The 20,208-nt window shown below is 69.2% G+C and carries 15 protein-coding genes and 1 pseudogene; 5 read left to right on the forward strand and 11 right to left on the reverse strand.

Going from position 1 to position 20,208, the window contains the following annotated elements; all coding sequences use genetic code 11:
• Positions 1–10 precede the first annotated feature (10 nt).
• Positions 11–283, reverse strand: coding sequence for a hypothetical protein (locus ACGFZ2_RS30970; RefSeq protein WP_393459768.1), 273 nt, complete (start codon positions 281–283; stop codon positions 11–13).
• 285 nt (positions 284–568) lie between these two features.
• Here ACGFZ2_RS30970 and ACGFZ2_RS30975 point away from each other — a divergent pair, with 285 nt between their 5' ends.
• Positions 569–1,231: a hypothetical protein gene (locus tag ACGFZ2_RS30975; protein WP_393459771.1), complete on the forward strand. Its 663-nt coding sequence runs from the start codon at positions 569–571 to the stop codon at positions 1,229–1,231.
• A gap of 319 nt (positions 1,232–1,550) precedes the next feature.
• Here the strand turns inward: ACGFZ2_RS30975 and ACGFZ2_RS30980 are convergent, their stop codons facing one another.
• From ACGFZ2_RS30980 to fxlA, 5 genes are all read right to left on the reverse strand, one after another.
• Positions 1,551–2,642, reverse strand: a complete 1,092-nt coding sequence (locus ACGFZ2_RS30980; protein WP_393459774.1) for a hypothetical protein — start codon at positions 2,640–2,642, stop codon at positions 1,551–1,553.
• Between the two features lie 57 nt (positions 2,643–2,699).
• Entirely contained in the window at positions 2,700–4,793 is a 2,094-nt protein-coding gene (gene fxlM, locus ACGFZ2_RS30985) for a methyltransferase, FxLD system (RefSeq protein ID WP_393459777.1), read from the reverse strand.
• Positions 4,794–4,826: 33 nt separating this feature from the next.
• Positions 4,827–6,104: a lanthionine synthetase C family protein gene (locus tag ACGFZ2_RS30990; protein WP_393459780.1), complete on the reverse strand. Its 1,278-nt coding sequence runs from the start codon at positions 6,102–6,104 to the stop codon at positions 4,827–4,829.
• Positions 6,101–9,229, reverse strand: a complete 3,129-nt coding sequence (locus ACGFZ2_RS30995; RefSeq protein ID WP_393459882.1) for a lantibiotic dehydratase — start codon at positions 9,227–9,229, stop codon at positions 6,101–6,103. The genes ACGFZ2_RS30990 and ACGFZ2_RS30995 overlap by 4 nt, the downstream gene beginning before the upstream one ends.
• Before the next feature lie 183 nt (positions 9,230–9,412).
• Entirely contained in the window at positions 9,413–9,592 is a 180-nt protein-coding gene (gene fxlA, locus ACGFZ2_RS31000; RefSeq protein WP_393459787.1) for an FxLD family lanthipeptide, read from the reverse strand.
• 272 nt (positions 9,593–9,864) lie between these two features.
• Here fxlA and ACGFZ2_RS31005 point away from each other — a divergent pair, with 272 nt between their 5' ends.
• Positions 9,865–11,283 (forward strand): hypothetical protein, encoded by a 1,419-nt coding sequence (locus ACGFZ2_RS31005; RefSeq protein ID WP_393459790.1) that lies wholly within the window; start codon positions 9,865–9,867, stop codon positions 11,281–11,283.
• Positions 11,284–11,290: 7 nt separating this feature from the next.
• On the opposite strand, the gene ACGFZ2_RS31010 is transcribed toward ACGFZ2_RS31005, so the two are convergent.
• Positions 11,291–12,232 (reverse strand): phosphotransferase family protein, encoded by a 942-nt coding sequence (locus ACGFZ2_RS31010; protein WP_393459793.1) that lies wholly within the window; start codon positions 12,230–12,232, stop codon positions 11,291–11,293.
• Positions 12,233–12,724: 492 nt separating this feature from the next.
• On the opposite strand from ACGFZ2_RS31010, the pseudogene thyX reads away from it, so the two are divergent.
• Positions 12,725–12,814: pseudogene (gene thyX / locus ACGFZ2_RS31015) on the forward strand (FAD-dependent thymidylate synthase); the annotation flags it as partial.
• A gap of 128 nt (positions 12,815–12,942) precedes the next feature.
• Positions 12,943–13,158, forward strand: coding sequence for a hypothetical protein (locus ACGFZ2_RS31020; protein WP_393459796.1), 216 nt, complete (start codon positions 12,943–12,945; stop codon positions 13,156–13,158).
• A 543-nt stretch (positions 13,159–13,701) separates the two neighbouring features.
• Here ACGFZ2_RS31020 and ACGFZ2_RS31025 read toward each other — a convergent pair.
• Genes ACGFZ2_RS31025 through ACGFZ2_RS31035 form a run of 3 tightly spaced genes read right to left on the reverse strand, consistent with a single transcriptional unit; the run spans position 13,702 to position 16,894 of the window.
• Complete coding sequence (locus ACGFZ2_RS31025; protein ID WP_393459799.1) at positions 13,702–14,154, reverse strand: NUDIX domain-containing protein; 453 nt, start codon at positions 14,152–14,154, stop codon at positions 13,702–13,704.
• A complete protein-coding gene (locus ACGFZ2_RS31030; RefSeq protein ID WP_393459802.1) occupies positions 14,151–15,242 on the reverse strand; it encodes an aldo/keto reductase in 1,092 nt (363 codons plus the stop codon). The genes ACGFZ2_RS31025 and ACGFZ2_RS31030 overlap by 4 nt, the downstream gene beginning before the upstream one ends.
• Positions 15,239–16,894 carry a radical SAM protein gene (locus ACGFZ2_RS31035; protein WP_393459885.1) on the reverse strand — a complete coding sequence of 552 codons (1,656 nt, stop codon included), beginning with the start codon at positions 16,892–16,894 and terminating at the stop codon, positions 15,239–15,241. Before ACGFZ2_RS31035 ends, ACGFZ2_RS31030 begins: the two co-directional genes overlap by 4 nt.
• Before the next feature lie 635 nt (positions 16,895–17,529).
• Between ACGFZ2_RS31035 and ACGFZ2_RS31040 the strand changes: the two genes are divergently transcribed.
• Complete coding sequence (locus ACGFZ2_RS31040; protein ID WP_393459805.1) at positions 17,530–18,780, forward strand: multiprotein-bridging factor 1 family protein; 1,251 nt, start codon at positions 17,530–17,532, stop codon at positions 18,778–18,780.
• Between the two features lie 217 nt (positions 18,781–18,997).
• Here ACGFZ2_RS31040 and ACGFZ2_RS31045 read toward each other — a convergent pair whose 3' ends face one another.
• On the reverse strand, positions 18,998–19,660 hold the full coding sequence (locus ACGFZ2_RS31045; protein ID WP_393459808.1) for a DUF981 family protein: 663 nt from the start codon (positions 19,658–19,660) through the stop codon (positions 18,998–19,000).
• Positions 19,661–20,208: the final 548 nt, after the last annotated feature.

Below are 20,208 nucleotides of genomic sequence, written 5' to 3' on the forward strand. Positions count from 1 at the left end.
CCCAGCCCATCTAATGCTCGGCCAGGTCGGGCCTCCACATCGCGATCTCGCCATCGAGGCCGCCCTCACGGATGTCGTTCAGCGCCGCCATGTAGCCGATCTCGCTGGCGTTCACCAGCAGCCGCAGCACCTCGACCGGGGCGTCTTGGTAGCCGTAAGCCGACCACACATTGGCCATCGCCTCGTACGCCCGCTGTACGTCGCTCGGGTCTTGGGCAGTGCCAGCGTGCAAGTTCGCGACCGCCTCGGACCAACCGTCGACGTCACGCTCCGAATAGGACATGACGGCAAGTATGCGTGACACCCAGCTGGATCTGGTGACACGACGGGACGGCAGGCAGCTTCCACGGTAGAACCCATCGCAGCGGGCGGTCAGGGGCGCTCGCCGGACCGTGCCGCTAAAGACGTCAAGCGCGGCGAGTGATGCTGCCAGCATCACCCACGCACCAGCCGATGCCCGACCTCGACGGCCGGGCATCGGCCCGTTATCGCCCCCGGCTGAGCCCAACGCCGGGCACGCGGTCGCGTAGCCTGCACCACCGAAGCGACGCGGCTTTGGAGGCGGCCGGTGGGCATCGACATCAACCTGGAAACATGGGGGCCGGGCGCCCTCGCGGTCGTGAGCGCCGCGGTGGCGGGCTGGGCGGCGTTCAGCGCCAGGAGCCAGGCCAAGAGCGCCAAGAGTCAGGCCAAGAGTGCCGAAGAACAAGCCGACGCCGCGCGGAACTCGGCCGCCACGGCAATGCGTCAGGCGGTGGCAGCCGAGGAGCATCTTGCGCTCGCGCGTCGCCAGCTTCAGAGCGAGCTGGACGCCCGCGACGAAGCTGAGGGACCTGAGTTCCAGGTTGACGACGGGGTGTGGCACATCATCGACGAGCAGTATGCCGAGGTGCCGGTCAAGCTCTTGTCAGGCAAGCCCTTGGCGATGGTCGTCATCAGCGTTGCTGGTTCGCCGGACGTACGCGGCTTCGTGAGCCGCGTCGGCGGCGGCTGGGATGGCATGCAGACATCGATTACGCGCAGGGATCTCGCGCCTGGCGAGGCCTTCAAGCTGGTCCTGATGCTGGAGTACAAAGCGTCGATCCCCTTGAACGTGCGCTTCTACTTTGAGTGCCACGAGGACGCGGGAGGTACCCGAACCTGGCGCCGCTGGTACTCGTCGCACGTCGCCAAACCACCCGAGCCGCCGGCAGGACCGCGGCGGCGGCGCCTGCCGTTCGAAGGCCGGTAGACGCTCGCGCCGTAGACCTCTACCGCAGCATCCCCGCCCGCATCCGCTCGACTCCGGCAGCACGGGACCTGCCGAAGTCCTCGCCGCATAGCCCGCGAAACCGCCGCCGCGCTCCGTGCTGCTGAACGCGGCGACAGGGACAGCATCTCTGGCCGAATGGAGAACCATGACGCCCGCTCTTTGCCGAGGTGATGTCGCCGGCATCAACGCACTGGCCGCGGCCTTACTGACGTAAGGAAGGCGCAGGAGCGGCACATGGCCCCCGGCACGGCGTGAACGTCCTGGTTGTACCGTGCCGCGTGATGCCGTCGGCATCAGGTCACCGGTGACTGAGACGCGCAGCGGGGCCAGCCGCTATTCGGATGGGTCCGGCTGAACCACCAGCAGCGTTAGAGATCGCCGCATCACACTGACCGAATGCGGCCGTCAGGAGCTCCATGAGTGGTGACGACAGCGGGCGGCCGAGTCCGCTCGCGGCGAGCACGTCGATCAGTGCCTGCCGCGTCTCAGCCCCTAGGGACGCTGTCCACGTCGAGGAAGCCAGGATTTCGCGGGCGGCATACCCGTCTGCGGCCCTGACTGCTGCTTGGGCCGTCTGGTATCCGATGGACTCCAGCTCAGGGGCAGAAGGGCTACCAGTTACTTCGATCATGGTGAGGGCGAGTCGCGTCTGGAACACGATCAGCGAAGGTTCATAGGCCACTTCGCGATAGCGCGTAGCCATCAGGTTGATGTGCTCGGATCGTAGCTGTCCGTCGGGCTGGCACATCGCCGCGAGACAAGCCGTCACCGCTGCTTCCCATGCCTCACCAGGATGGGTTTGGCTGATCAGATGTAGCGCGGCGGCGTGTTGGTCGCGCTGGATGCGGGCGATGATGGCGACCTGGCGGCCGTCGAGCATCCGGTGGCCGATGCCGTGATGTTGCTGAAGGTGGGCTTCGGCCTCGTCCCAGCGGCCAGCGCTGGTGAGCGCGCGGGTGCCGTCAGCCAGGTGAACACCCCATAGCCACCGGCTGAGGTCGCGATGGATCTCCTGCGTGGGGGTCAGCGCGGCGGCGGGTAATGGGATGCTGTCGATGGTGGTGTCGGTTCGGTGTGTTATGGCCTGGTAGAGGTTAGTGAGCAGCGTGAGGCCGTCGTCGTGGTCGCCGGCTCGGATGTGCAAGCGGGCGAGGTTGACCAGCGGTTCGAGGGCCTTACGACCGAGGGTGTTGTCGAGGTTTCCGCGGTCGAGCCATGCTCGGGCGTGGCGGTGACACCACTGGCGGGCAAGGTCCGGTTGGCCGCAGTCAGAGGCGATGAGTGCGGCCTGGTTGTAGACGCGTGCGGCGGCGGTCAGGTCGTTGTCCTGGTGCGCCCTGCCCGCGAGGTCGGCGAGGGCGCCGATCCTCGCGGGCAGAGCGGTGCACATCGGCCGTGACCGGGCGACGAGGGGAAAGCGGTGTGCTGTCGGCCCGGCGGACATCATCTACTCCCAGATGACGGTGACCGGGTGGTGCGGGCGGTCGATGACGAACCGGCCTTTGTCGGGGGCGTGCTCGCCGGTACGCGCCGTGGGGATCTCAAAGCGCACGCTGCGGGAGCGGTACTCGCGGTCCCACCGCGCCGCTTCCTCAGCGACGATGTCGGCCAGGGCGATGCCGTCGGGGCCGTGGCCGATGACGCCGATCTCGTAGCGCTTCTGCCCGTCGACGGGTTCGGCGGGTCGGAGGGTGAGGTAGGCCAGGCTGGGGCCTTCGACAGTGGCCATGGCTCCCCACTGCGGGTGCATCGGGGTGACCTGGCCCCGATCGATCGCGGCGCGGTCGGTGTTCATCCGCATGATCGAGTTCGGCAGGCGCAGGGCCAGCCACAGCTCGATCCACTCGTAGGGCACCATCGGCGGGAAGATCACGCCGGTCCACTGGGTGTGCGCGGGTGTGTCGAGCACTCCGGCGAGCTGGTTGCCGTCGACGATCTGGTCCTTGTTGACGGCCAGGGTGACGTCCTGCTGCTCGTTGATCGCGACGATGCGGCGGGCGTCGTCCAAGCTCCCCCGCAGGGGCATGAACACGGCGAGCTGGCTGTCGACGCTGACGAGGCCGTCGGGGCTGCGGGTGAAGGCGATCGAGCGGGACGTGGCGCCGCGCAAACGCAGCGGCACCACGATCCGGCCGTTGGGGGCGAGCTGTCCGAGCCAGGGAGCGGGGATGTCCCAGACGCCGACGGTGGCGATGATCCGGTCGTAGGGGGCGCGGGTGACGTGCCCGAGGGCGCCGTCGCCGAGGATCGCGGTCACGTTGTCGGCGCCGGCGGCGGCGAGGTGGGCGGTGGCGCCCTCGACAAGGTCCGCGTCGACGTCGATGGTGTAGACGCGCCCGGCGGGCCCGACGAGTTGGCCCATGAGTGCGGCGTTGTAGCCGGTGCCAGCGCCGGCCTCCAGAACCTTGTGGCCGGGTAGCAGGTCGAGTTGTTCGAGCATCATGGCGACGATGCGCGGCTGACTCGCCGCGCTGATCTTGGTGCCGTCAGCGGCGAACTTGGTGTAGACCGCGTCGTCGATATAGGCGGCCTTCGGGGTGACGCCTGGTACGAACAGGTGCCGGGGGACGGTGGCGAACGCGTCGCGGACGGCGGAGGTGCGGATGATCTTTTCGTCAACCAGCCGCTGGGTCATGATGGCGCGCAAGGCGTCGGGCGTGGCGGAGTCGTGATCGCTGACAGTAGTCACTTGGGCAACCCTAGTGGTCGGTGACGGGTCGGCGGCGAACGACACCACGGCGTTGAAACCGAGGGTGCCGGTCATCGCCAACGCCGCCATGGCGGACAAGTCGGGCACGGTGATTCCGGCCCGATTGGCGTGGAAGATGATGTGGTGGGCGAGCACTGCGCGCAGGCCGCGGTGCAGTCGGCCCTCCTGCGTGAGCGCCAAGAGTTCCTGGCCGGCCTTCTCGAACGCGCCGATCCAGGGCGCCCAGGCGGCGAGCGGGCCGTCCGGCGGCGCGCAGAGGCTGGTCGGGTTGACGGTGAGCAGCTTCGTCATGGCCTGCACCAGCGGTTCGCGGTGCTGGTCGTCGTGCAGTGCCGGGTCGGCGTAGCTGAGCGGTCGTTCTTCGGCGACCTTGGCCCAGGCGTCGGCCTGCTCGTAGCGGTCGAGGCCCGCGCTGCGCAGCAGGACCCCGCACAGCAGAGCAGTCATCTCTCGCTGGCCGAGGGCCGGCGGGGCTTGCGCGGCGGCCCGTTCCCACGCGAGCAGGTTGCTGCTGTCGCCGTGGAAGAGTCGGTGAGCGGTCGCCATGCCGTCCGGGCCGCCGAACGCGAGGGTTTCCGGTTCGTAAATGCCGCCATGCCAGCCGGTGATGCGCTCGTCGGCGGTCAGCTTGTCGAGCAGGTCGGTGACCTGTGTGTAGCCGGCGTCGTCGGTATGCAAGCGCAGCCGCCACTGTTGCTTGCGGATGTACCACCAGCCGGTTAGGGCGCCGAGCCGCACGAGGCGGTCCAGCTCGGGCGCGACGTGCACCGCGACAGCCCGCCGGTCGGTGTCGATGCGGATGGTTGCTTGGTGCCAGGTTGGCGCGGTCATGACGAAGGTCTCCCCGAGTGCGGACGGGCAGGGTCAGGTGATGAGCAGAGTGGAATCCCAGCGGGTGTGTGTGGGGACGCCGGCGGCGGTGAGGCTGGCCAGGGCGCTGCCGGCGGCGCCGTCAAGCAGGCCGGGGCCGCCGCCAGCCGGTCCGAGAAGCGTGGTGGCGGTGTCCTGCGGGTCGGTGGCGGGGTCGTGGATGGCGTCGAGGAGCTGTACTGCCGTCGCCCGTAGCGCGGGAGCGGTGTGGGGGGCGGCGTCGGCAGCCGCCCGTGCCGCGATGTGGGCCATGCCGGCCCAGCCGTGGCACAGGGACCGGTCCGTCACGGCGGCGCGGTGGCCAGGGTCGGTAAGCGCGTGTAGGAGGGCCTGCTCGGCGCTGTCCTGCCGGGTTGGGTCGCCGAGGGCGAAGGCGGCGAGTTGCTGTGCGCGGGCCAGACCTGCCGTGCCGTAGCACCACGACGGGCGGCGAGGATGTGGCGGCGGGATCGGGTGGCCATCGCGGTGTTCGTCCCAGGTAATCCAGTAGGGCCAGACCGGGCCGGCGTCGGTGTCAGTGCGCCACTGGTCCAGCCAGTCGCAGATGGTGGCGATGGCCTCGGTGTGGCCGGGCACGGTGACCCCGGCGCGGGCGGCCAACGCGAGCAGAGTGAGCGGGCCTGCGATGCCGTGGGCGACGCCGACGTTGGCGTGCCCGCCGGGGTACCGGTTATCGAGGTCACCGTGCGGGCCGACGAGCGTCCACCAGCCCGGCACTACCACCCCGCGATACCTGACGGGGCTGGTCAGCCGGACCAGGTAGGACAGGACCGCCGTCACGGCGGGGTGCTCCGGCCTGCGACGCAGCAGGTACGCGCCGACGCCGGTGACCCCGCGTACCACGTCGAAGTCGGCCAGCAGCGGTCGCTGGCCGGGCTCCAGCCGGCCGGTGATGACGGCGACGCGGCGTGCGGTGTCGTCGGCGATCGTGGCGTCTAGGGCCTTCAGGGCCGGTTGGTAGGCGCCAGGGATTTGCTCGGCGACCGTGGCCAGTGCCACCGCGACGGCTGGTGCCCCGTAGTTGAGGTGGCTATCGGCCCCGGACGTGACGGTGGTGCCGGCGGCGTAGCTGAGCCAGTCCTGTACCCGGCTCCACGGCGCGGTGCCGAGGGTGGCGAGTTCGGCGTGCAGCAGCACGATTCCGGGAGCGCCGTGGGCGAGGTGGTGCGGCCACCAGGCGCGCCCGCGCGCCAACGTCGGCGCGATGGCGGGGTCGGCCAGCTGTCGTGCGACCGCGTCGACGACGTGCAGGATCGGGTGCTCGCCGGTCATGGGCGCTCCCCCTGGTGTCGGGCCGACCAGGCGAGGGCGGCGGCGCGGGCCAGGTGCAGGCAGACCGGTTCGTCGTCGAAGTCGACGCCGTGTGCGCGGATGTAGTGGCCGTGCAGGACATGCCGTAGCGCATCGTCGGGGTTGACGCCGTCGGTGTTCGGGCCGGCTACGCTGAGCAGCCGCCGCCAGCTCGTGAGGGCGGCATCTCGGGCCAGCCACGTGCCGAGGATCGCCTGGCCGGCGGGTGTGGCGCGCAGCGCCGCCCAGTCGTCGTCCGGGTTGCCGAGGCGTACGGCCTCGCGGTAGATCGGCCGGGGCGTCGGCTCGCGCGGCGCGGTGGCGGGAAGGTGTTCGATTAACCACCGCATGCCGGCTGCGGTACCGCCGAGGTAGGCGATCGCGATGGCGACGGTGTGTGCGGCGATCAGCGCCTGGCGGTGTGGCCGGTCGGGCTGTTGGAGCTGGGCGACCACGGCTCGGGAGTCGGCGGTGAACACCTGCTCGGCCGCGCGGAAAACGGCTCCGGAGCCCCACCGGCCGGGTTCCGGGTACGACGTCGGATAGCGGATCTCGCGCAGCAGCCCATCGTGGTGCAGTTCGGCCGCCCACCCGCTGATCCTGGCCACGACATTCCCGAAGGCATCGGGGTGGGGCAGGAGGATCCGCAGGCGCAGATGCGGGTCGAAGCGGTCCGCGTCGCGGTATCGGATGAACCACCAGTCCGGCTCCGTGTCGAAGTCGGCCAGCAGTCGCGGTAGGTGTTCGGCGAGGATCACGTCCTGGCGGCGGAGCTCACCGAACAGTTGCGCGTACACGGTCGTGGAGAGGCCCGGAACGTCGCCGTGGTCGCGGCCGATGAGCCGCGCAGCCGTGGGAGCGGGAAGCCGTGGCCACGGTGGCGGTGCGCTGGCCCGCAGCGGGACGATGACCTCGTGCGGCCGGCCGCCGCACCAACCTGTTCCTGCCGGGTCCACCACCTCGGTGAGCACGGCGTGGCCCGCTACCTCCAGGTGCCGGCGCAGCAGCGACCGATGGCCAGGCTCAGTGAGGTTCAGCAGCAACCGCTTGTCGTCCACGACGAGCCGGACCTGTTCCGGCATCCGCCGTCGCTGCCGCCACGACGCCAGCCCGGCGTCCCACACCGCGCCCGCGCAGTGCGGGTCGGGTAGCTCGCCCGCGGTTACCCGCCAGGCCGCCGGCGCCAGCACGACGCGCCCGTAGCGCAGCCGAGGCCGGTACGGCAGCTTCGCCGCCGCCCCCCAGCGGACCCCGGTGACCTGAGCGCACTGCGACCGCGTCAGCTCGATCAGGAACCGGGCCAGCCCCGGCGTGTGGGTCCGCAGGTTCAGCGCGTGCAACGCGCTCACCTCGATACGGCGTCCCAGCCGGGGCACGGCCAGGAACAGCCGCCGCCCGTCACAACCGACCGCGATGTCCCGCACCGTCAGCGTTTGGTCCCCCACCGGCCGGTGCTCGGCGAGGCTGAGCACCATCGGAAGGGCCTGTGGTGCCCGAGTCACATGCGCCGTCGCCGGATCCAGCGGCGGGAACGACACCTGAACCAGTGCGGTGTCCGCGTCCGAGGCGGGCAGATCCGCCAGCGCCGCCAGGTGCGCCGCCGCATCGTCTGGTTCCAGCACTGGCAGGAACCGGCCGGTCAACCCGCCCACGTTCCGCGAGATCTGCACCGCCTCCAGGGTGTAGCGGCCCTGGCGAAGTTCCTGCGGACTGCCGGCGTTGACCCGCACCGCCACCTCTAGGTGTGACGGCAGCCGCGCCGGACTCGGACCGGCGTCGAGCTGATCGATCAGCGCCTCATCAAGCACGATCTCCTCACGGCCGTCGAGCACCGCGTCCTGGACCAGCGCCAGCAGCAGCTCGTCGCGAGGCTTCAGCTTTGCCGGCGGCGGGTCAACGAGGGTCCCCGGATAGCCGGCGGGGAAACCGATGCCGCTGTCCGGGTCGATGACGTCCAGCAGCGGAACCAAGGATCCGACCCCATAGCGCTCGTAGAACGCTCGGTGATAGTCACGCCAGGCCGGAGTGCCGTAGGGATACTCGCTCAGCCGCGCGAACGCGAGGGCCGCGCGCTGCACATCAACAGCCACGGACTTTGGCAGCACCACCTCGACGTCCAAGTGGAGGTCGAGCGCGAGGGGATGGCACACCGACGCGTGCACCCGCCGCATCGCCGCCGTGAGACGGTCGCGGACCGCGACCTGGTAGTTCGGCGTGCTGTCGTTGTGCTCGCTCAGCAGTGCGGCGATCTCGCGGAGCTGCCCAATCAGACCGACGAGCGGAGCCTCCTCCTCGGTGCCGTCGGTCGGGCTGATGCCGGCGGCATCGCCTGTCCGGCCTTCGCCTGCAACCGAGGACTCCGATAGGCAGCCGGGGGTGATGCTGGCGGCATCGGCCAGGGCCCGGATGAGGTGGCCGAGGGCGTCCAGGTCGGTGGAGGGCGCGTGCAGGTCGGTGATCAGCGCCCGCCGTATGACCAGGGTCGACAGCATCGCCACGATCGGTGCGACCGGCTCGCTCGGAAATTCGGCGTGCAGCTTCGCCACCAGGTCAGCGACGTGCACGGGCGTCTGCGCGGCGTCGAGGACCAGCCGCAGCGCAGGTGTCATCCGGATCGCGATCTCGGTGGGCACGACGCCCCGCTGGTCGGCCATCGGCTGGTGCGGAACGACAAGGTGATTCCCGCGTACCGTCAGCGCAGAGTTGACCACGATCCGGAGGCGGCGGAACACTGCGGGGTCGCGCTCAAGGTCCGTGATCACGGCAGCGAGCCATCCGGCTGCCGGTGCTGCCACGGCCCGGTGCATCGACGCCCACGTCGCGCCAGGCCAATCCCCGAAGGTCGCGGGAGCCACGCCGGCGAGGAGCCCGAATGGGGTCGGGCGGCCGGTCATGCGCAGCACGTACCGCAGCACCGCCAGCATGCTGCGTTGGACCTTCCGCGGGTCCAATCCGTCCGGATCGGCGTCGCAGCATGCGCGAACCGCCGCAGCCAAGCCAGGACTAGCGTGGCCGATGGCCTCGGCGACAGCCGGCAGTGCCCAGACCCGCCGCAGCCACCCCTGCCGAGCCGCCGCCGTGTCCTGGTCGGAGGCGTCACCACCCATCGGCCAGGCCGGCAGCGGGACCTGCGGATGGGCGCAGGCCCTCACCAGTGCAGGACCCGCAACCTTGTAGGACACGGGCGAGACTGAAGACTGCACGTACACCTCCAGAGACCGACCGGGTGCCGGCCAGAGCGACCACGGGGGACGTGATCGCCGGCCGGCACCCGGAGAACCAACGACAGGTCAGCCCGTGGTGCAGGCCGTGCAGGTGCTGCCGCACCCGTCGTCGGTCAGCTGGACGAGCCCGCCGAGGTCGCCCTGCTCGATCACCGTGACGTCCAGGGCGAAGGCCGTGGCCGGGCCACTGCCGGACCCGGTCCCGGAGCCCTCACTGACGTCGAGCGGCTGGGGTGAGGTGAGCATGCATCCACTCCTTCGGATGGTGGGTGGCGCCGGGAAAGCTGGCCCGGTGGCCATGCACCCGGCCGGAACGCCTTGCCAGGGCTCGCCGTTCGGGTCAGCGGCCCCGCAACGCGACGCCCATCGAGCCTGGCATGAACCTCGGAATCGACGGCAGACCGTCAGTGGAGCGCACTGAGGTGCGCGAAAGGTGCGTCCGCTCGCCCATCGAGCCTCACGCATGTACGCTGCCCCTTCGGACTCGTCACGCTGCGGCAGGCGCACTAGGGGTATCGATGAGACTGCCAGCGCGGATCGCCAACCCGGTCCTGGCCGTACTGATCCAGCACAGCGGCTACAACTCCCTCGACGAGTTCGCCGCAGCCGTTAACACCCTTGGCCATCGCACCCACGGGCTTCGGCTCAACTACGACCACGTCGCCGTCAAACGGTGGCTCACCGGCGGTACCTGTCAACAGCCACACGTCGTCGCCCAGGCCCTCAGCTACGCCTGGAACGTGCCCATCCCCGTGGGGGTGATCTGGCCGCAGCTCCGCAAGGGCAGTCCACCCCCGCCGCCCCACGCCACCCCCTGCGTGGCAGCTCGTACGCTGGATGAGCTAGCCGCATACATCGGGAGCGACATGCTGACCAGGCGCGCACTCCTCAACGACGCCACCGGCGTGGCTGTCGGCGTGGCACTGACCGGGCCATTGCTGCGCTGGCTCGACGCCCCGACCATCGGCCTGCCCGCACGCGCCGAGCCCACCACAAGCAGCCTCACCATGGCCACCGTCGCCGGCATCGAAGCCGCCACCGCCCACTTCGGCGCTCAAGACGCGCAAATCGGAGGTGGCCTCAGCCGCGAGGCCGCCGTCGGCCAGCTCAAGCACGCCGTCGACCTGCTGCGCGACGCCTCCTACACCGACGCGGTCGGCAACCGCATGCTCGCCGCCGTCGCCGAACTCGCCGGCATGGTTGGCTGGATGAGCCACGACGTCGGCATGGACGGCCCCGCCCAGCGCTACTTCACCCTCGGCCTACACGCCGCTCGTGAATCGACTGATCCTCGTGCCCTGCTACTTCAGGTCAACCTTCTTGCCGACATGGCCCGACAGATGCGCGCTCTGCACCAGCCCGACACCGGGCTACGCTTGGTCGACGCCGCGCTCGCCCTGCTTTCCCGGGGCCGTCACCCGGCTGCGGCCGCAATGTTGTGGAACCTCAAGGCCCGAATGCTCGCTCCGCTCGGAGCCACCGCCGTACCGGAGATCCGGCACGCTACTGCTCTCGCCGTCGATCTCCTCGCGCAGGCCGATGATGACGCGGCGGCCCTCGCCTTCATCGATCCTGCGGAGCTGGCCGGCAACGCCGCGCTCGCCTGGCAGGACGCCGCCGCCCACACCCCGGCCTTGGCGCGCCATGCCGAGGAACAGGCCCTACACGCCCTGGCATACCGACCCGGAGGCTACAGCCGATCCACCGTCTTCGACCAGATCAGCCTCACCGCCGCCCGCTTCACCCTCGCCGAAGCAGACCAGGCTGCCGCCGACGGACACAGCGCTCTTAACCTAGCGGAAGAGGTAACCACGTCCGTCCGGGTCCTCGAACGGCTCCGAACGCTCCTCAAACACTCCGCTCCGTACGCGGGCAGCCCGGACGTGCGTGACTTCCGTGATCGGCTCAACCAGACAGTGGCCGTGCTGACCACCTGATCCCCCCTCAACCCACCGCATACCAGCGGGCATCTCGGTCACCACGGCGCAGCGACGCGATCCGCCGCGCCGCCTCCCCCGCATGGGGCGGCGACACTGGCGCCCGTCGGATATGCGCCGCCACCGACCGCAACTCATAGATGTCTCGCAGCACGTGCCAGCCGTCCGTACCGGTCGGGTCAACGTCGTAGGCGTCCAGCAGCTCCGTGAGCAGGGACGGTGACCCACCGAACCGCTTCTCCACCGCGGTCGGCACCAGATCCCACTCGCGGGGAGCCCGAGCGACGCCATCCCAGTCAGCCAGCACCGGCCCGACACCTGTCACCCGCAGAGCGTTGGCAAGTTGGGCGTCGCCGTGCGCCATTGCCGCCGGACCAAGCATGAACGTTGACGAGGCCAAGGCTCGTTGCAGCTCGGCTGCGCGGTCGGCCAGCCACCGCCGATCTCCTTCGTCCAGCCAGGAGCTCACTCGCGTCTGCTCGACCAACCGGTCGAGAGGTCGGAACAGCGGCAGGTTCCACGTTGGCCTCGGAAGACCATGAAGGTGCCGCAGCAGTCGTCCCAGCTCCGCAGGGCTAACGGGAGTGGCGTCGATTTCGACCTCACGCCAGAAGGTGACCGCGACCTGCCCTCCGGCGGGGTCGTCGAGGAGCACCGGTTGCGCCAGGATGGCCGTCGGCAACACTGTCGGATACTCAAGCTCGCCCAACCAGCGGGCGACCGCGACTGCCCTACCCGCGCGAGCTCCCGCATCCGCCCCAGAACCGACCCGCACCACCACTCTCTGTCGCGGGAGCCGAAACACTCCATTGCTATGCAGCCGCACCGGCCGGAGGCCATCGGCGGAAAGGCCAACTCGGCGACACGCTTCGCGAGCCAGCATCGTGGTTGCCCACGCAAGCCCGCCCCGATCCTGGTGCGACGCCCCGGGCTGATCATCGGCGGGCATCAACGACTAATCCTCCCAACCCTCGTGGTTCGCCTCATCTGCGATGCAGCTCTGGGCCTGTTTAGTCATACTGCTAAGCCGCTCCTGCTCGAACGAGGTTCTGGTGGTGCTGGCTCTATTGAAGCGAGGCGTGCCGGAGATGGTCAGCGGAAGGCCGAGGAGGCGTCCTAGTGACGCGCCGTAACGCATAGGCGGGTCTGCGGCTGGGAGCTGGTCGCGCACGGAACCCCGCCGGGCCGTTTCGCCCACGGGCTGCGGCGGGCCCGACGGCCGTAGGCGTGTAAACGCAGAAAGCCCCCACCCGGAGCGGTCCGGGCGGGGGCGTCCATGTAGGTAGACGTTGACGAGGGTGGATCTGTAGAGATTATGGCCGCCTGGGAATAAGTCGAGTAGGGACAGTGGCGACTGTCCGCAGCTCAACGACCCGTTCGGCCCGTGAGCCCAACTTTCCCCCGCGACCGCCGGGCCACTACAGTCCGAGGCATGCCGGACATGGTGCAGCCCCAGGTAAGGCTCATCGCGTGGACCCACTTCGAGGCCCCGGACGACGTGCCGTGGTCGACCGACGCCGAGGGCGGCCGGACCTACCGGTAAACGACGACGGCACCCGCGCCAAACGGGTGCCGTCGAAAGTCGCACTCGCGCCAACGAGTGCAAACCGTAACGAGATCACCAGCACTTCCGCCAAGAAGAAACCAGGAGGCTCGTCTGTGAGCACTGTACGACGGAACCAGAGCCAGGGTAAGAACGGCCCTGGAAACCGTGATGTGTCGCCCAGAGGGCTCGCGCTGCTGGTCGCGGCCGGTTTCGCCGGCTACGTCGCCTTGGAGTACCCGCAGGCCGGGCCCCCAGCCCTCGTCGCGGTGGGCGTTCTCACGGTGCTGAACCAGCTCGTGCGGCGAGACCGGGACCCGGACCAGAAGTAGCAACGGCTGAAGCCCCCGGCTACCGGATCACTCTGGTAGCCGGGGGCTTCAGCACATGCACGACGTCGGCAACCTGCCGATTCCTCTGCCGCCGCCGAGGGTGCGAGCTGTGCAAGGAGTTCATCGCGAACCGTTGGCCGTCCGCTACGAGGCCACAATCCACCTCGCCGCCATCAACGAATGGCTATGACCGACTTCGACACAGACCCTAGGCGCACAGCACTGCCGAGGATGTCCCGGCCGCAACCGCTTGCAGCGGTCGCTGCGATGACCCCAACACTTCTCCGCCAGGGCGACCGCCGGTAACCGACTGAGCAACGGGGCGGCCCAGTTGCCATGGCCGCCCCGCGTATCCGTGGCCGGCTGCCGCCGCAGTCCGGCACCCCAGCCGGCGACGATGCCGCCGGCATCACCCCGCCGCCGGTCCGGCACTCACTCGGCCGCTACCCCCTCTGTGGTGATGCCGCAGGCATCACCACAGATATAGGGACGTAACGGGATGCGTCCACCGCGGATGCTCCACCTCCCGACGCCGGTGGTGTACTAGCTCGTCCAGCCGTGCACGGAGAAGGCCTCTTTCTCTCGATGAAGACGGACGATCTCAGCGGTGTACGGCATCGTCGGCTGCGGTAGCTCATCCGGAAGGAACCAGCCGAGCTGGGAGCATTTGTCGGGTTCGACGTTGCGGGGCTCGCCGGTCCAGCCGGTGGCGAGAAAGCCGAAACCGATCCGGGAGTCGCGGTGCGGCGGGCAGTGGTGGGTCACTCCGATGAAAGCGAGTTCGCTGCGGGTGAGAATGATGCCGGTCTCCTCGTAGACCTCCCGGGCGGCGGCCTTCACGACGTCTTCGCCAGCGTCGACCTTGCCTCCAGGGACGGCCCACATGCCGGCTAGGTAGATCCCGCCGGCTCGTTCGGTCAGCAGGATCTGCCCGTCTGGGCGTTGTAGGAGGACGAGGACGTCGACCGGGAAGCGGTGGGGTGCGGGTTCGGTCACGTGAGCCTTCCAATCGAGTTGAGCGCCGGTTGCGGGACGCGGAATACCTCATCGAGGGTGGCACGGATCCGGGCACCGATGGCGGCCAGATCGGCGACCTCCTCGGGGGTCAACGGCGAGGAGATGTGTGCGGTGGCGGTGATCTGCGCGGCGGTGCGGAAGCCGACGAGCGCGACGGAGGCCGGGGCGGTGGCCAGCGCGTACTGGATAGCTACGCGGACGAGGTCGGCCGGTGTCTGACCGTAGCGGTCGCGGACCGGGTGTAGGCCGTCCCAGATCAGGCGCCGACCGAGCGGGCTGAACCAGGCGTGGCGGCGACGATGATCGCCGACGGCGAACACTGGTGGCGGATCGTGGTGGACGAGTAGGCCCTGTCCGAGGACCTGCTTGAGGAGAACGTCAACTCCGCGTCGACGGGCCAGGTCGAGCACGGTGGTCTCGTTTGGCCCGTAGGCTGGGCTCAGGAGGTTGTGGCGCACGCTCACGATGTCCGGCTGGATCTGGTCGAACAAGTGGAGGAACCGCTTCGCGCGCTGGCCACGTGGGGTGTCTTCGGTCGCCCACTCGGCAGCGAACTCGTGGGGGGCGCGCATGGCAATGGCCCGGATCATGCCTTCGCGCTTGAACTCGCGTATTTGGGCGACGGCCTCGGCGAGGTGTTGGTCGTCGGTGCCGAAGTCGCCGCTGTGGAAGGCGTAAATGTCCAGGTAGTCGGTGCCGAGCCTGGCCAGGGATCGACCTAGGCGGCGGGTCATCTGAAGCGCCTGGTAGGGGTGTCCGCCCTGTCGGTCGTAGCCGGTCTTGGTGATGACCAGCATCTGCTCGCGGGGGACTTCCGCCAGCAGTTGGCCCACGCGTTGCTCGCCGAGGCCGTGGCCGTAGATGTCGGCGGTGTCGAACAGCCGCAGGCCGGTCGCCCAGGCCGCGCGCAGCGCGTGCAGGGCGGTGGCGTCGTTGATGGGTGCCCATCCGACGTCCGCCCCGCCGTTGACGCAGGGCCCGGCCAGGGGCCAGCAGCCGGCGGCCAGGGCCGGCACGGTGCGGCCGAGCCGGGTCAGCGTGCGCGCCGGTAACTCGGCGGCGCTCATGTTCCGCACGGGTCCGCCGCATTGATCAGTTCCCAGCCCGTCTGGTCGACCCAGCGGGAGTGAGCGGTGTAAAGAATGGCGCCGTGGTCGGGGGGAAGGGCAGCGACGACGGCGATGACAGTCGGCTCCATGGCTTCCCGCAGTTCGTCGAGCCCCCGGTTCAGCAGGCCGATCAGGGCCGCGTCGAGGCCGGCCGTGGCGGGGGTGCCCAGGGTCTGTTCATCGATGACGTCGAGCATACGGCCGAGCAGGGCCGCAGCGGCATCCTTGAGGACCACCCGCGCGGCGCGGACTTGCCTGCGCGGCCGGCCGTCGAGGATCTTTTCCAGGCTCTTGAGGGTGTAGTCGAAGGCGAAGTTCCGGTCGATCCAGAGCTGCGCGTGGTGGGAGGCACGGCCGATGCGCCAGTCGGCGTACTCAGCGTCGACGCGGCCCATCGACGGGCGCACTGTGCGGGTCAGGCCTGCCTGTTCGGCGCGGCGGGTGTAGGCGGCGCCGATCAGGCACTCCATGGACACGAGCATGTATGAAATGCCGGAGTGCAGGGCCCGGCCCGTGGTGTGCGCGGCGACGAACGTCTCGTCACGGACCCCGTCCACGATTGCCTCGACGGGCAAGTGCGGCATGGGCCGCAGCAAGAGATCGGTGCGGGACTGGAAGGCGTAGCTCGCGGCCAACTCGTCACGGGTCATCAGCGGGTCGAAGGTGATGTACGTGAACCGGGTCGGCACGCCGAGCGCGGTCAGTGTCCGGATGGCCAGCGCATTCTGCTCGGCGGTGGTCTCCTTGTTGAACCGCTCCAGGACCGAGGTCACCCCGGACTCTACGCCGAACAGCATGCGGCGGAGTCCCCGATCGAGCAGCCCCCGCCACATGCGGGCCCGTTCGATGTGCCACTCCCGGTCCTGGCGTGGGTTGACCACCTGGTCGACCCGGCACGACGACTCCCACCGGAACCCCGCCTCGTGCACGGTGCCCGCTACGGCGAGCGCCCGGGTCACCGCGTCGGCGTCGCCGCCGATGAACTCTTCATCCACCAGATACAGCGTTCGGGAGGTCTGAGGGTGCCGGTCGTAGACCTCGGACATGGCGGCCAGGATCTGCGTCAGCCCCGGCGGCGTCGCACCGGACCAGGTGCCCTTGTGCCCGCGCGGGCAGAACGAGCAGAAGTTGGTGCAGCCTCGCGAGGTTTCCAGCTGCGCGACGCCTTGGTGCGAGAACGTGGCATCGAGCAGATCCAGCTCCGGAAGTGTGTCCGTCTGCACGCGATTGGCGATCGTCGCGGTTCGCCGATGGCGGCTTACCTGCAACAGGGCGGTTCCCTTCGTTTCGGTCCCTCCCGCGTAGCCGATGCCGCGGATGTCGGGCAGCGTGAGGTCGCCGTGCCAGTAGCTGATCGCGTCCTGCATGGTCGGCTCGCCGGCGCCACGTGCGACGAGAAGCTGCGGATAACGGTCTAGCAGCAGGCGCTCGTTGCGGGCGGTGAGGCTTCCACCGGCCAGGACCAGTGGAGGCGTGTCGAGACCGAACACCTCGTCCAGCAGGCGGGTCATCAGGTCGTGTTGCCCGAACGTCGCCGACACGCCGAGAATGTCTGGCTGGTTCTGCGTGATTTCGGCGAGGACGTTATCGAGGCTGACACCGAGCTGCATGTCCAGCAGCCGAACCTGACCACTTAACGCCGAGCGTGCCGCCCGCGCCAGATCCGAGATCGCGAGGGGGAACCGGGGCAGTGGGAAGATCTCGGGCCGGTACAAGGCGGTCAGCAGCACGCGGGGCCGGCACAGGCGGTGGACGCCCTCCTCGTCGATCGTCGCCACGGACAGCCAAGCTTCCGGCGTTTCCAGCGTTAGTTGCCGCGCCGCCCAGGCCGGCCACCGGCGGCTGGCGTGCGGCTGCCCGGACAGGTCCGCGATCATCCACTGCGCGCCATGTTCGATGAACACAAGGCGCCGCTCGACCGTTCCCGTCACCACGACCCGGCCCGGCACCAGGTCGGTGAGCACCTGGCGCACCCGCTCCGGCTGCTCCAACGGCACCAGCCCCAAGAACGCTGGCGCGGGTTCGGCTGTGCAGCGCTCGACGGCCTCGGCGAGCCGGTCATACGGGGTCGCGGTGTCCATCCTCGCCATAACGCTCTGATCCGACATCCTGGGTGCACCCCTCCATCTGTGGGCGTCTAAAGGTCGGCGAGTCGGTCACCGGCCGTAGGATCAGCGTCGGAGGCGGGACGAAGCCGGTCTATGCGTTTCCTGTCGCTAGGACAAGGCAACACTCGGAGGATGCGGTGAACATCGCGAGGAGCTTCGGCGAGGAACTGCGACACCGCAGGACGGCCGCGAAGCTCAGCCTGCGAACCCTTGCCGGCAAGGTTCCCTGCTCGGTGGGATGGCTGAGCAAGATGGAAAACGGCGTCGGACAGCCGACCCCAACCATGGCGGCGCAACTCGACACCGCCCTGCACGCCAACGGCGCGCTGCTCGCACTCGTCAACGACCAGGAAGAAGGAGCCGACATGCAGCGACGAGCCGTGCTGCGAGCCCTGGGCGCCGCCGGATTGGTCGTGACGGGCTGGGGTACAGCCAGCCACACTGACCTACCCCGCCGGGTTGGCCCCGAGCACGTTGCCGACGTGGTAGAAACCACAGCTATCTACCGGGCCTGGGTCACCCGCCACGGCGGCGCAGCCGTTCGCCAGCCGGCCGCCCAGCTCCTCGAACGCGCGGCCGGCCTGCACACCGCCGCCACTGACTCGAAGATCCGGCACGACCTGCTCATCGCCATTGCGGACCTCGCGGGCCTCGGCGCGTACATCGCCAGAGACCTCGGCGCACATTCCAGTGCCACCGAACACGCCCACCTAGCTCTGTCCGCCGCCGCAGCAGCCGGCAGCACGGACATCGGCGCGCACACCATCGTTCGCATGGCCGGGCACAGCTTAGAGCTGCGCCAACCCCATCAGACCTTGAGCCTCCTCGACGCCGCTCACCAGCGCGCCCACCATCTCCTCACCCCAGGAGACTGGGCAAACCAAGCCTGTATTCGTGCCTGGGCGCACGCACAGCTCGGCACCATCGAGCAGGTCAAACGCTCAGTCGAAGCCGCGGAAAACGCCTTCGCCTCCACGCCGAGCAAGCCATCGGCGACGTGGGCCGCACAGCACGCTACCGAGGCCGAGCTCTACAGCCTCACCGGTGCTGCCTTCGTCGACCTCGCCCGGCGCGAACCCCAGCACGCGAAAGCCGCCATCGACCGGCTTACCCGCGCGATCGAGCTGCGCCGCGAGTCGGCAGCCCGCAACCGCGTGCTCGACCAGATCAGCCTCGCCCAGGCCCTGCTTCATGCCGCCGAACCCGCCGAAGCCGGCAGGGTTGCTTTACAGGCCCAACAAGACCGCACCGGAATCACGTCCCGCCGCCTCGACAAGCGCTTCAGCGAACTCGCCGCCGAACTACGACCGCACCGCCGCCGTCACGACTCGATCGGTGAATTTCTCAGCAACGTCAGGCCACGGCCCGATAGGACCCAGCGAGCATGACATCTGTGCGGATGGTCGACGCCGCGACGTGTGCGCCTACTGATCGTCGGTGTGTTCGGGGATCATGGCGTGCACTGTCACCTGCTGCCGCCACGGACCGCCCTGCGCGCTCACCGGCTGACGGCCCAGAGTCAACCGGGTCCCCCACCGCTCCGCTCCCGCAGTAGCGTCGGATTCCGGTCCCGCCGCGATGTTGCCGCCGGCATCACACCACCGATTAGCCTCCCATGAAGTTGAAGGCCATTCCGATGTGGGTATAGAAGACCGTCGCGCCGGTGAGCATCCAGCCGGCCCCGGCGGCGGCGAGCGCCACCCCGGAGGCGGCCATCAACGAGCGGTTGCGCAGCCATACCCCGATCGGCGCTAGGGTCGCCCCGAGGGCGGGCAGGCCGAACAGGCTGCTGAGGCCAGCATTGACCAGCCACTTGGGGGCGGTACCGAAGATCGGCTCCTGGACCGGCGCACTGGCGAAGATCTCGTACCGGAAGGCGGCGACCGTGACCGCGATCAGGCTCAGTCCCAAACCGAAGACCAGGACGGCCGGCGGGCCGGCTACGGCGTACAAACGGCCGACCGGATCGGGTCCGGCCAGCAGCCCCCCGCCGCGCCGCCACAGGTAGATCGCTGCGGCGATCAGGAGGACACCGAACGGCCCCACCAACCCGCCGAAGAACTCGTTTTTAAACTTCTCGCCCTCAAGCTGGATGGGCTGGGTGAGGACCATGTGTAGGCCGCTGACAGCCAGCAGGACGCCGGTGCTGCCCAACGTGAGCGCCCACCCGTCAAGGTTGGCGACCTTGCCGCGGTGTAGTTCCCTTCCGAGCAGCACTACCAGGATGAGTGCAGCCCCCGTAGCCACACCCATCATCGTCGTGTACATATACACACCCATCTCTCTGGGGACAGTCGGCAGGAGGTGGAACGGAGGAGCATCCCTTGCCTCATATTTCTGGGCACCGCACGGGCGCTCGTGCTCGTACGGCCTTGATGCGACGATGACGGCAGAACCCAAGACGGCGGGTAACGCGCAATCGGTAGCGACTCGCTCGCGCCTTCGACGCTCGCGGCACGGGCGTCAGTCTCATGACCTCGCTGCGGGATCGCCAGCAACGGCATGTTGCACTGCGAGCAATTGACCAAGCGCCAGTTGAGGTGGCAGCTCGCGAAGCCGTTGCCAGAGCTCGGAGCGGCCTGCGTCTTCGCTCTTGGTGCCCCACCGTCGCCGATGCCGGCGGCATCATTCTCACCGGCACGTCGATCCCGCCCAGGTGTGTACCCGCTCTAGAGAGATGTCCGTGCCACGTCGTAGGCTCTCCATACGGGCCGGCTGGCGGCCCAGCCGCGACGCCCACTTGCTACCCGGCAGCCCGCGTCGACCCGGCGAAGGAGCACAGCTCGCCCTGACCGCTCGACCACGCAACCCGTCAC

The sequence above is a fragment of the Micromonospora sp. NPDC048063 genome (assembly GCF_043202855.1).
Lineage (GTDB): Bacteria > Actinomycetota > Actinomycetes > Mycobacteriales > Micromonosporaceae > Micromonospora.

Excerpts from the sequence above, each read along its gene's own strand:
- ACGFZ2_RS30970 (WP_393459768.1), bottom strand. The coding sequence starts at position 283 with ATGTCCTATTCGGAGCGTGACGTCGACGGTTGGTCCGAGGCGGTCGCG.
- ACGFZ2_RS30980 (WP_393459774.1), bottom strand. The coding sequence starts at position 2,642 with ATGTGCACCGCTCTGCCCGCGAGGATCGGCGCCCTCGCCGACCTCGCG.
- fxlM (WP_393459777.1), bottom strand. The coding sequence starts at position 4,793 with ATGACCGCGCCAACCTGGCACCAAGCAACCATCCGCATCGACACCGAC.
- ACGFZ2_RS30990 (WP_393459780.1), bottom strand. The coding sequence starts at position 6,104 with ATGACCGGCGAGCACCCGATCCTGCACGTCGTCGACGCGGTCGCACGA.
- ACGFZ2_RS30995 (WP_393459882.1), bottom strand. The coding sequence starts at position 9,229 with ATGGGTGGTGACGCCTCCGACCAGGACACGGCGGCGGCTCGGCAGGGG.
- fxlA (WP_393459787.1), bottom strand. The coding sequence starts at position 9,592 with ATGCTCACCTCACCCCAGCCGCTCGACGTCAGTGAGGGCTCCGGGACC.
- ACGFZ2_RS31005 (WP_393459790.1), top strand. The coding sequence starts at position 9,865 with ATGAGACTGCCAGCGCGGATCGCCAACCCGGTCCTGGCCGTACTGATC.
- ACGFZ2_RS31010 (WP_393459793.1), bottom strand. The coding sequence starts at position 12,232 with ATGCCCGCCGATGATCAGCCCGGGGCGTCGCACCAGGATCGGGGCGGG.
- ACGFZ2_RS31030 (WP_393459802.1), bottom strand. The coding sequence starts at position 15,242 with ATGAGCGCCGCCGAGTTACCGGCGCGCACGCTGACCCGGCTCGGCCGC.
- ACGFZ2_RS31035 (WP_393459885.1), bottom strand. The coding sequence starts at position 16,894 with ATGCAGCTCGGTGTCAGCCTCGATAACGTCCTCGCCGAAATCACGCAG.
- ACGFZ2_RS31045 (WP_393459808.1), bottom strand. The coding sequence starts at position 19,660 with ATGTACACGACGATGATGGGTGTGGCTACGGGGGCTGCACTCATCCTG.